The organism is Pseudomonas meliae (assembly GCF_001400515.1).
Lineage (GTDB): Bacteria > Pseudomonadota > Gammaproteobacteria > Pseudomonadales > Pseudomonadaceae > Aquipseudomonas > Aquipseudomonas amygdali.
On sequence record NZ_LJQT01000275.1, the window covers coordinates 1 to 9,661 of the forward strand.

14 protein-coding genes and 1 pseudogene are annotated in these 9,661 nt (G+C 59.4%); 8 read left to right on the plus strand and 7 right to left on the minus strand.

Annotated elements, in window-relative coordinates; all coding sequences use genetic code 11:
• Positions 1-117 precede the first annotated feature (117 nt).
• On the minus strand, positions 118-384 hold the full coding sequence (locus tag ALO64_RS12640; RefSeq protein ID WP_002555806.1) for an accessory factor UbiK family protein: 267 nt from the start codon (positions 382-384) through the stop codon (positions 118-120).
• Positions 385-483: 99 nt separating this feature from the next.
• Between ALO64_RS12640 and ALO64_RS26545 the strand changes: the two genes are divergently transcribed.
• The 5 genes from ALO64_RS26545 to sutA all read left to right on the plus strand — a co-directional run bounded on the left by ALO64_RS26545 (position 484) and on the right by sutA (position 3,608).
• Positions 484-606, plus strand: coding sequence for a hypothetical protein (locus ALO64_RS26545; RefSeq protein ID WP_255872753.1), 123 nt, complete (start codon positions 484-486; stop codon positions 604-606).
• A gap of 196 nt (positions 607-802) precedes the next feature.
• Complete coding sequence (glnK, locus tag ALO64_RS12645) at positions 803-1,141, plus strand: P-II family nitrogen regulator (protein WP_002555808.1); 339 nt, start codon at positions 803-805, stop codon at positions 1,139-1,141.
• A 33-nt stretch (positions 1,142-1,174) separates the two neighbouring features.
• Entirely contained in the window at positions 1,175-2,512 is a 1,338-nt protein-coding gene (locus tag ALO64_RS12650) for an ammonium transporter (protein WP_003435008.1), read from the plus strand.
• A 242-nt stretch (positions 2,513-2,754) separates the two neighbouring features.
• Positions 2,755-3,180, plus strand: coding sequence for a secondary thiamine-phosphate synthase enzyme YjbQ (locus tag ALO64_RS12655; RefSeq protein ID WP_002555810.1), 426 nt, complete (start codon positions 2,755-2,757; stop codon positions 3,178-3,180).
• 98 nt (positions 3,181-3,278) lie between these two features.
• Positions 3,279-3,608 carry a transcriptional regulator SutA gene (gene sutA, locus ALO64_RS12660; protein WP_002555811.1) on the plus strand — a complete coding sequence of 110 codons (330 nt, stop codon included), beginning with the start codon at positions 3,279-3,281 and terminating at the stop codon, positions 3,606-3,608.
• 74 nt (positions 3,609-3,682) lie between these two features.
• On the opposite strand, the gene ALO64_RS12665 is transcribed toward sutA, so the two are convergent.
• Genes ALO64_RS12665 through lptM form a run of 6 tightly spaced genes read right to left on the minus strand, consistent with a single transcriptional unit; the run spans position 3,683 to position 8,256 of the window.
• Positions 3,683-4,375 carry an HAD family hydrolase gene (locus ALO64_RS12665; RefSeq protein WP_044344943.1) on the minus strand — a complete coding sequence of 231 codons (693 nt, stop codon included), beginning with the start codon at positions 4,373-4,375 and terminating at the stop codon, positions 3,683-3,685.
• Entirely contained in the window at positions 4,368-5,267 is a 900-nt protein-coding gene (xerC, locus tag ALO64_RS12670; protein WP_044344942.1) for a tyrosine recombinase XerC, read from the minus strand. Before xerC ends, ALO64_RS12665 begins: the two co-directional genes overlap by 8 nt.
• 2 nt (positions 5,268-5,269) lie before the next feature.
• The gene (locus tag ALO64_RS12675; RefSeq protein ID WP_002555814.1) at positions 5,270-6,004 is read right to left on the minus strand and encodes a DUF484 family protein; all 735 of its coding nucleotides are present in this window, start codon (positions 6,002-6,004) and stop codon (positions 5,270-5,272) included.
• Positions 6,005-6,017: 13 nt separating this feature from the next.
• A complete protein-coding gene (gene dapF, locus ALO64_RS12680) occupies positions 6,018-6,848 on the minus strand; it encodes a diaminopimelate epimerase (protein ID WP_004659606.1) in 831 nt (276 codons plus the stop codon).
• Positions 6,849-6,852: 4 nt separating this feature from the next.
• Complete coding sequence (gene lysA, locus ALO64_RS12685; protein WP_002555816.1) at positions 6,853-8,100, minus strand: diaminopimelate decarboxylase; 1,248 nt, start codon at positions 8,098-8,100, stop codon at positions 6,853-6,855.
• A gap of 9 nt (positions 8,101-8,109) precedes the next feature.
• The gene (gene lptM, locus ALO64_RS24285) at positions 8,110-8,256 is read right to left on the minus strand and encodes an LPS translocon maturation chaperone LptM (protein ID WP_002555817.1); all 147 of its coding nucleotides are present in this window, start codon (positions 8,254-8,256) and stop codon (positions 8,110-8,112) included.
• A gap of 238 nt (positions 8,257-8,494) precedes the next feature.
• Between lptM and cyaY the strand changes: the two are divergent.
• From cyaY to rnk, 3 genes and pseudogenes are all read left to right on the plus strand, one after another.
• Positions 8,495-8,821, plus strand: a pseudogene (cyaY, locus tag ALO64_RS25785) (iron donor protein CyaY); the annotation flags it as partial.
• Complete coding sequence (locus ALO64_RS26345; RefSeq protein ID WP_223809958.1) at positions 8,807-9,043, plus strand: DUF1289 domain-containing protein; 237 nt, start codon at positions 8,807-8,809, stop codon at positions 9,041-9,043. The pseudogene cyaY and the gene ALO64_RS26345, both read left to right, overlap by 15 nt.
• Before the next feature lie 137 nt (positions 9,044-9,180).
• Positions 9,181-9,588, plus strand: coding sequence for a nucleoside diphosphate kinase regulator (gene rnk / locus ALO64_RS12695; RefSeq protein ID WP_044344940.1), 408 nt, complete (start codon positions 9,181-9,183; stop codon positions 9,586-9,588).
• Positions 9,589-9,661: the final 73 nt, after the last annotated feature.

Consider the following 9,661-nt stretch of genomic DNA (forward strand, 5'->3'; position numbering starts at 1 on the left):
AAACCCGGGGCGGTTCACTCTGACCGAGCGATTGTCGAGCATGGTGGTACAAGCGATCAGAAGCGAGATCGCCTGATCGCAATGGCCTGACGACCGGCGAAGATATCAGGCCAGGAATTACTCGGCCTTTTCAACACCGCCAGCCTTCTCTTCCAGCTCGGCCATCTTGGCCTCCAGCGCTTCCAGGCGGGCGCGGGTGCGGGCGAGGACGGCCATCTGGCTATCGAATTCTTCACGGCTGACCAGGTCCAGCTTGCTGAAGCCGCTTTGCAGCAGGGCCTTGAACTGGGCTTCGAATTCGCTGCGGGGTACCGGCGTTTCGCCATTGAAAAGACGGGAAGCGTGGCCGCTGAGGGCGTCAAGAAAGGCTTTGGGCGCGAGCATGATGATTTTCCTGAATCAGAAGCCGGCAGTGTAACACGCAGTGTCTATAGTCAATTTGAAGGGGCGAGTCGCACGCTTATGGAGCGCTGCGGCGTGCACATGAGCACCATTAGTGTGCATTACCTTGGTCGCGAAGCCGGTTTGACCCGGCAAAACCTGCCCAAGAGCCTGTATTCAATGAATATTCACGAGATGGCAAGCTTTCTGCTTAGTGGCTTATGACCCATGCACTGATGCAGTCGCTGTGACGAATGCAGTGCGGCAGGCGGAGCGGGGAAGTGTTTCGTCAGAAGCGGTTTTCTGGAGTTGGCCTGGCCTGATCAGGCGGCCGACACGTTACAAAGCCAGGCACTGCGCTTAGACTTGAGTCGGGTTTGTTTTCCTGGGGCAAGTCCACCAAATTCGGGAGAAAGTTTTCATGAAGCTAGTCACTGCCATCATCAAGCCGTTCAAACTGGATGACGTTCGCGAGTCGTTGTCTGAAATCGGCGTGCAGGGCATCACCGTCACTGAAGTCAAAGGCTTCGGGCGTCAGAAGGGTCACACTGAGCTTTATCGCGGTGCTGAATACGTCGTCGACTTCCTTCCCAAAGTGAAGATCGATGTCGCCATTGATGACAAGGATCTGGATCGTGTCATCGAAGCCATAACCAAGGCCGCCAACACCGGCAAGATCGGTGACGGCAAGATTTTTGTGGTCAATCTGGAACAGGCCATTCGCATCCGTACCGGCGAGACCGATACAGACGCTATTTAAGCCGCCAAACCCAACGCCCCAGGAGAAAACAATATGACTCTGCGTCAATTCGCAGGGCTCGGTGCCCTGTTGTCCCTCGCATTACCTGGTCTTGCCCTGGCGGCTGACCCAGTGGCCGAGCCGGTGCTGAACTCTGGCGACACTGCATGGATGCTGACCTCGACCGCTCTGGTCCTGTTCATGACCATCCCCGGTCTCGCGCTGTTCTACGGCGGTATGGTTCGCTCGAAGAATATTCTGTCCGTGATGATGCAGTGTTTCGCCATCACCGGTCTGATCAGCATCCTGTGGGTCGTTTACGGCTACAGCATTGCGTTCGATACAACCGGTATGGAAGCGGGCGTCGTCAACTTCAATTCCTTCTTTGGCGGTATGGGTAAAGCGTTCCTGGCAGGCATCACGCCGGCAAGCATTACCGGTCCTGCTGCGTTGTTCCCTGAGGCGGTGTTCGTCACCTTCCAGATGACCTTCGCAATCATCACCCCCGCCCTGATTGTCGGCGCTTTCGCAGAACGCATGAAGTTCTCCGCAATGCTGGTGTTCATGGGTATCTGGTTCACTCTGGTCTACGCGCCAATCGCCCACATGGTCTGGGGCGGCGTCGGTGGTTTGCTGTGGGACTGGGGCGTTCTGGACTTCGCTGGCGGCACCGTCGTACACATCAACGCCGGTATAGCCGGTCTGGTGGCCTGCCTGGTACTGGGCAAGCGCAAAGGCTTCCCGACCACGCCGATGGCACCGCACAACCTGGGTTACACCCTGATCGGCGCAGCAATGCTCTGGGTCGGCTGGTTCGGCTTCAACGCCGGCTCCGCGGCTGCAGCCAACGGCACTGCCGGTATGGCCATGCTGGTTACTCAAATCGCTACCGCGGCCGCCGCACTGGGCTGGATGTTTGCCGAGTGGCTTACTCACGGTAAGCCAAGCGCTCTGGGCATCGCGTCGGGCGTGGTTGCCGGTCTGGTCGCCATTACCCCGGCTGCCGGTACAGTCGGCCCGATGGGCGCTCTGATCATCGGTCTGGCGGCAGGCGTGATCTGCTTCTTCTGCGCTACCAGCCTCAAGCGCAAGCTTGGCTACGATGACTCCCTGGATGCGTTCGGCGTTCACGGTATCGGCGGTATCGTCGGCGCGATCCTGACCGGCGTGTTCGCAGCACCTGCACTGGGCGGCTTCGGCACCGTGACTGACATCGGTGCCCAGGTCTGGATTCAGTTCAAGGGTGTCGCGTTCACCGTCGTCTACACCGCAATCGTGACCTTCATCATTCTTAAAGTCCTGGATGCTGTAATGGGTCTGCGGGTTACCGACGAGGAAGAGTCTGTCGGCCTGGACCTTGCGCAACACAACGAGCGTGGCTACAACTTGTAAGCAGCCGCAGATGCAAAAAAGAATGCCCGGTCTCCGGGCATTTTTTTTGTCTGACGTTTGCGGATATACCGCGGATTTTTGCTGTCATTGACTTTGCCCGCGTCAATGATTTCGGCACCGTGACGCAGCGCAGGTAACGATGTATCGACAGTCTTCGTCAACTTGCAGGGAAGCCGGTTTATTGCGCGCTTTGCTTTTTTCTCAGTCGAGTTAGAATGCGCGCCGAAGGTGCGGAGAACGGTATGTGGCATCAATCCAGAATTGCCTTGCGGGCCAGGCCCCGCGGGTTCCATCTGGTGACTGACGAAATAGTCGCGGGCTTGCCCCCGTTGCGCGATTGTCGTGTCGGGCTACTGCATGTGTGGCTGCAACATACCTCGGCTTCGTTGACCATCAACGAAAATGCCGATCCGGCGGTACGTCGTGACTTTGAGCGTTTTTTCAACCGTCTGGTGCCCCAGGGCGTGGACGGCTACGAACATGACGACGAAGGCCCTGATGACTTGCCAGCGCATTTCAAGGCCAGTCTGCTGGGCTGCCAGTTGGTTCTGCCGGTGACGGCAGGGCGACTGGCGCTGGGCACCTGGCAAGGTATTTATCTGGGCGAACATCGAGACGCTGGTGGGTCTCGTAACGTCCTCGCCACCCTTCAGGGTGAGTGGATATAACCGCTGGAGTCAGCGGTTATGGAATTTTTCCGATCGCCTTAGCATTTCCGGGCGGTTGGGCTATAACTAATCAGCTTTCGCAAGTCATGAGGTAGAACATGAGCGACGACGACGATACTAACGACGATCTGGTAGACGACCTGGAAGGCGAAGACGGTGAGGAGCTTGCAGCAGCCTCCCCGGAAGACGACGCAGCCGAGCCAGACGATTCCGACGTTCCGGCAGCACCCGCAAAAGGCAAGGCCAAGGCCGCTGTCTCGGTCGATGAACTGCCTAGCGTAGAAGCCAAGAACAAAGAGCGCGATGCTCTGGCGCGTGCCATGGAAGAGTTCCTGGCGCGTGGTGGCAAGGTGCAGGAAGTGGAGGCCAACGTGGTCGCCGATCCGCCCAAGAAGCCTGACAACAAATACGGTAGCCGCCCGATTTAAGGCTGCAGACGCTGTATGAGAAAAAGCCCGCCGTCGCTGCGGGCTTTTTCTATTGAGCGAACATCAGACCGTTTTCAGGCCCAGCGTGCCAGGACTTCCGGCAGCTGCGACAGGTTGTGGATCTCGGCATCCGGCAGCCGGTCTGCGTCCCAGGCCTTGCCTTGCGGGTTGTACCAGATGGCGCGCATGCCCGCCTGTTGGGCACCTGCGATATCGTCCTTCGGGTGATCGCCTACGTGCACGGCTGCGCTGGCATCGACTTTTGCGCGCCGTAACGCTTCCACAAACGGTGCGGGGTCGGGCTTACCGATACCCAGGTCCTCGGCGCACAGCGCGAAGGCAAAATAGTCAGCCAGCCCCAAACGACGCACATCGGCATTGCCATTGGTAATCACGCCAAGCGTGAAGGTCTTGGCGAGAATTTCCAGCATGGGTTGCACCTCAGGGAAAATCTGCACCTGATGGCGGCCATGCAGGAAGACTTCAAAGCCGCGGTCGGCAAGGTCCTGCGCCTCGTCCGGGTCGTAGCAGGCATCTTCGAGCGCATGGAACAGCACGCGGCGTCGCAAGGCGCTGATGCGGTGCTTGAAGGATGGGTCTTCAGCCACAAGGCGCGAGCGAATTTCCCACAGGTGCTCGACAGGAATCGCCCCCAGCCTGGGCGCGTGTTCGGCCAGCCAGTCACGCAGTGTGACTTCGGCACCGGCAATGGCAGGGGCGGTGTCCCAGAGCGTGTCGTCAAGATCAAACGTCACCAGCTTAATCATCTGCAGCTCCTTTACGTTTGGCTCGGGGATGGGCGCTGTCATAAACAGTAGCCAAATGCTGGAAGTCCAGGTGCGTATATATCTGCGTGGTCTTGATGTCCGCATGACCCAGCAGCTCCTGCACGGCGCGCAAGTCCTGTGACGACTCCAGCAGGTGGCTGGCGAACGAGTGACGCAGCATGTGCGGATGCAGGTTCTGCCCTAACTCCCTCTCACCAGCCGCCTTGAGCCGCACTTGAATCGTGCGCGGGCCGAGGCGCTTGCCTTGCTGGCTGACGAACACGGCGTCGTCCTGCGGATTGGTCAGGGCACGCAGCGGCAACCATATTTCCAGCGCCTGGCAAGCCTTGCTGCCGACCGGCAGTACGCGGGTCTTGCTGCCTTTGCCCAGGACCTGCACCAGACCGTCGCGCAGGTCCAGCTGGTCCAGGTTCAGGCCCGTCAGTTCGGACAGTCGCAACCCTGATGAGTAAAGCAGCTCCAGAATGGCCTGATCGCGATGAGCCAGAAAATCATCTTCGACGCCGCCATCCAGCAATTGCGCGGTGCGGTCGGTGTCCAGCGTCTTGGGCAGACGCCGTTCGCCCTTGGGCGGTGACAGGCCGTTTGCCGGGTCGTGCTGGCAGATGCCTTCGCGATTGAGGTATTTGTAGAAACCGCGCACCGCCGACAGCATGCGCGCCAGACTGCGTGAAGACTGGCCCTGTTGGTGCTGGCGGGCGGTAAAACTGCGCAGGTGCTGGATATCCAGATCATTCCAGCTCGACAGTTGCGCCTTCTGGCAATATGCCAGAACCTTGCCCAGATCGCGCCGGTAGGCTTCAAGCGTATGAGGCGACACCTGGCGCTCACTGCGCAGGTGCATGCAGTAAACGTCCAGATGCTGTTCCATGGCTAGCGAACCGAGCGTAAAGAGTGAGCGAAACGCGGCAGCAGGCGGCTCAGGACGTCGGCGATGTAACTGAGGAACAGAGTGCCGACCGAGCTTTTGTAATGCTGCGGATCACGACTGCCGATGGCCAGCACGCCATGCAGGCCCAGGTGATTAAGGCTGGCGATGGCGGTAGAGCCGACTTCCTTGCCTTGCTCTGCGCCAAACAGGAACGCCAGTTCATGCTCACGCAACGCGCCGCAGATGATCTTCTCGCCAATCAGGCCGCCGATTGCTTTCTGTGCTTCGGCGCTGCTGACCCATCGCCCCACTTGCATCGGGCTGTCACTGAACAGGATCAGGCTGACGAAGGGCACCTGAAAATCCTGACGCAGGCTGTCTTCGACAGCGATGACCAGCTCGTCGAGGCTGGTGGCATCCATCAGGGCGAGGTTCAGGCGTCGGGTCTTTTCGAACAGGCGGTCGTTGTCCCGAGCGACGTCCATCAGCTGCGACAGGCGATGACGCATTTCGATGTTGCGCTCGCGCAGCAGCTTTAGCTGACGCTCGACCAGCGAAACGGTATTACCACGCTGGTGCGGGATGCGCATCGACACCAGCAGCTCGTCGTGCTCGGCGAAAAAGTCCGGGTGCTCAAGCAGGAAGGCGATGACCGCCTCTGCTTCAAGGTCTGGCGCTGCGCTATCGACAGGCGATTCGCAGGGTGTGCCTGTTGAAGCGGGAGGTTGATCGGTCATGGCAGTTACTCACTCAAAGACGAACTTGGCCTTCATAAACCCTGACGGCGGGGCCGGTCATCATGACAGAATGTCCCGGGCCAGCCCATTCGATGGACAGGCGACCTCCGGGCAGGTCGATCAGCAGCGGCGAATCCATCCAGCCCTGGCTGATGGCAGCAACCGCCGCCGCACAGGCGCCGGTGCCACAGGCCTGGGTTTCCCCGGCACCACGCTCCCAGACACGCAACTGCGCACGCTGACGATCCACCACGTGGAGAAAGCCCACATTGACCCGTGCCGGAAAGCGCGGGTGATGCTCGATCTTTGGCCCCAGCTCGTGGACCGGCGCGTTATTGATGTCATCGACACGCAGTACGGCATGCGGGTTGCCCATGGACACAGCAGCCAGTTCGATATTCTGCCCGTCTACCTCAACGTTGTAACGGGTGGCCTGCTCTGCGGCCTCGAAAGGTATTTCTTCCGGGACAAACCTGGGTGGCCCCATATCGACGCTGATCTGCCCGTCGCTGCGGATATCCAGCTCAATGATGCCGCTCTTGGTCTCGACGCGTATCTGCTTCTTGGCCGTCAGGCGCTTGTCGAGTACGAAACGGGCAAAGCAGCGCGCGCCGTTGCCGCACTGCTCGACTTCGGAACCATCGGAGTTGAAGATTCGGTAGCGAAAGTCCACATCCGGATTGTTCGGCGCCTCGACCAGCAAAAGCTGATCGAAACCGATACCGGTGTGGCGGTCGCCCCATTGTTTGGCATGCTTAGGCAAGATGTGCGCGTGCTGACTCACAAGGTCCAGGACCATGAAGTCGTTACCCAGCCCGTGCATCTTGGTAAAACGCAGCAGCATGGGATTACTCCGGCAGCAGGCTTTCGCCAGCGAACAGCTCGGCCACGGTTTCGCGACGACGCACTTCAAAAGCCTGGGAACCGTCGACCAGTACCTCAGCAGCACGGCCACGGGTGTTGTAGTTCGAACTCATGACGAAGCCATAGGCACCGGCCGAATGGACCGCCAGCAGATCGCCTTCGGCCAGCGCCAGCTCGCGCCCTTTGGCGAGAAAGTCGCCGGTCTCGCAGATCGGCCCGACGATGTCGTACGCACGAGGTTCGCCGTCGCGCGGGCGCACCGCTGTGACGTCCATCCACGCCTGATAAAGCGCTGGGCGGATCAGATCGTTCATCGCCGCATCGACGATGGCGAAATCCTTGTGCTCGGTGTGCTTGAGGTATTCGACGCGGGTCAGCAGCGCGCCTGCGTTGGCCACGATGAAGCGCCCCGGCTCGAACAACAGCCCCAGATCACGACCAGCCAGTCGCTCACGCACGGCTTTGATGTAGTCGGCCGCCAGCGGAGGCTCTTCGTCGCGATAACGCACACCAAGACCGCCACCCAGATCGATATGGTGCAGGTGAATGCCGCAATCGCCCAGGCGATCAACCAGGTCCAGCAGGCGATCCAGCGCATCAATGAACGGCTCGAGCGTGGTCAGTTGCGAGCCAATATGGCAGTCGACCCCGATCACTTCCAGGTTTGGCAGTTGCGAGGCGCGAATGTAAACGTCTTCGGCATTTGCAATGGCGATGCCGAATTTGTTTTCTTTAAGGCCGGTGGAGATGTAAGGGTGAGTGCCTGCATCCACATCCGGGTTGACCCGCAGCGATATCGGCGCACGAACGTCGAGCTCGGCAGCCACTTCCTGCAGACGCTCAAGCTCGTCGGTGGATTCGACGTTGAAGCAATGCACGCCGACTTCAAGAGCGCGACGCATGTCTTCACGGGTCTTGCCGACGCCGGAAAACACGATCTTCTCGGCTTTGCCGCCTGCGGCCAGCACACGCTCCAGTTCGCCGCGCGAAACAATGTCGAAACCGGCGCCAAGACGCGCCAGGACATTTAACACGCCCAGATTGGAGTTGGCTTTTACGGCGAAGCAGACCATATGCGGCATGCCGCTCAGCGCATCGGCGTAGGCACGGTATTGCGCCTCTATATGAGCGCGCGAGTAGACATAGGTCGGCGTGCCGAAGCGCTCGGCAATGGCAGACAATGCTACCCCTTCCGCGAACAGCTCACCGTCGCGGTAGTTGAAGGCGTCCATTGAATTCCCTTAAAGGTGCTTGTGCGATTGCGATTTGGCTTGTTCATCCGGAGTTTTGGTGTCATCCGGCAGATACAGCGGGCCTTTCTGGCCGCAGGCTGTAACAAGACAAGCGACCGCGACAAGCGCAGCAAGCGAAGAGATCAGGCGCTTCATGGCGAAATCCTTTGTAAAAGCATTAATTGCGCCAGAGTATACCGACCACCCGGCAGCTTGCCTATGCGAGCGGCGTCCCGTCTGGCGTGCCTTTGACGTGAAAGCCGCAGCAGAGCGGTGGTTGATCGGGATTAAAGTGCTCGTGCATCGTCAATGATGAGTAAGCTTTGCATTTGCCTGGCTGCGTCCGTATCTTGCCCCTCTGCGCTATTTGCAGACACTTATCGAGGTTCCCGCAATGAGTTTGACCGAAGCCCGTTTTCACGACCTCGTCGATGCGACGCAGCAGGTGCTGGAAGATGTTTTCGACGAGAGCGGCCTGGATGTCGACCTGGAAAACTCGGCCGGCGTCCTCACCGTCAAGTTCGAAAACGGCTCGCAACTGATCTTCAGTCGTCAGGAGCCGCTTCATCAGCTTTGGCTGGCAGCCCGCTCCGGCGGTTTCCATTTCGATTATGACGAAGAGAACAGCCGTTGGGCATGCGACACCAGTGATGAGCTGCTCAGCGAAATGCTTGCGCGCATCACCCTTGAGCAAGCCGGTGTCGAACTGGATTTCGGCCAGTCCCCCGTTCGACCGCCCAAACCGCTTTTCAGCAACGTCAGCCCGGCTGTACCGTCGCCCTGTATCAGCCTGTGCCGGCTCGATGAGCAGAAGGTTTGCCTCGGGTGCTTCCGTCATGTCGAAGACATCCGCGAATGGCGCTCGGCCGATGACCATCGTCGTCGACAGATTCGCCATGAAGCGGAACAGCGTCGAGCCAGCGCGGGCCAGACCGCAGGCTGATGCCGCGTCGGGTTGTGTATTTACTGCGCTGTGTTAGTGTCGGAACCTGCTTCTCCAGATTGAGAGGCCCGTAGAACCCCGCCCACCCCGGCGGGGTTTTGTTTTATTCATGGAGAATAAAGGAGTCTGCCCAGACCATGACCACAGCACCTTCGATCATCCTCACCCGCCTCGACGTACAGCGTCTCGAGAGTTTTATCGCCAGCCAGGACGAAGACACGCCGGGCATCCAGGCGTTGCAGGCCGAACTGGACCGCGCCGATCAGGTAGTGGGCCACGATGAAGTGCCTGCGGGCGTTGTGACCATGAATTCGCATGTGCATTGCCGTGAAGAAGTCAGCGGCAAGGATTACCATCTCAAGTTGGTTTATCCCCAGGATGCAGGCGCAGACGGCACCGTCTCGGTCCTCGCGCCAATGGGCTCGGCGTTGCTGGGTTTGCAGGTCGGCCAGCACATCGACTGGCCAGCACCGGGCGGCAAGACCCTCAAGCTGACCTTGCTGGCGGTGGAATATCAGCCGGAAGCAGCGGGCGAGTACGAGTAATCGAAGGCGCTGAGCGCCTCCGCATTCAAGAGCGGACGCAGAGCGTCCAGAATGGCATTCCCACGCTGGAGCG

Bases quoted from the DNA above. Each gene is read 5' to 3' on its own strand.
- ALO64_RS12640 (WP_002555806.1), bottom strand. From the start codon at position 384: ATGCTCGCGCCCAAAGCCTTTCTTGACGCCCTCAGCGGCCACGCTTCC.
- ALO64_RS26545 (WP_255872753.1), top strand. From the start codon at position 484: ATGAGCACCATTAGTGTGCATTACCTTGGTCGCGAAGCCGGTTTGACC.
- glnK (WP_002555808.1), top strand. From the start codon at position 803: ATGAAGCTAGTCACTGCCATCATCAAGCCGTTCAAACTGGATGACGTT.
- ALO64_RS12650 (WP_003435008.1), top strand. From the start codon at position 1,175: ATGACTCTGCGTCAATTCGCAGGGCTCGGTGCCCTGTTGTCCCTCGCA.
- ALO64_RS12655 (WP_002555810.1), top strand. From the start codon at position 2,755: ATGTGGCATCAATCCAGAATTGCCTTGCGGGCCAGGCCCCGCGGGTTC.
- sutA (WP_002555811.1), top strand. From the start codon at position 3,279: ATGAGCGACGACGACGATACTAACGACGATCTGGTAGACGACCTGGAA.
- ALO64_RS12665 (WP_044344943.1), bottom strand. From the start codon at position 4,375: ATGATTAAGCTGGTGACGTTTGATCTTGACGACACGCTCTGGGACACC.
- xerC (WP_044344942.1), bottom strand. From the start codon at position 5,267: ATGGAACAGCATCTGGACGTTTACTGCATGCACCTGCGCAGTGAGCGC.
- ALO64_RS12675 (WP_002555814.1), bottom strand. From the start codon at position 6,004: ATGACCGATCAACCTCCCGCTTCAACAGGCACACCCTGCGAATCGCCT.
- dapF (WP_004659606.1), bottom strand. From the start codon at position 6,848: ATGCTGCTGCGTTTTACCAAGATGCACGGGCTGGGTAACGACTTCATG.
- lysA (WP_002555816.1), bottom strand. From the start codon at position 8,100: ATGGACGCCTTCAACTACCGCGACGGTGAGCTGTTCGCGGAAGGGGTA.
- lptM (WP_002555817.1), bottom strand. From the start codon at position 8,256: ATGAAGCGCCTGATCTCTTCGCTTGCTGCGCTTGTCGCGGTCGCTTGT.
- rnk (WP_044344940.1), top strand. From the start codon at position 9,181: ATGACCACAGCACCTTCGATCATCCTCACCCGCCTCGACGTACAGCGT.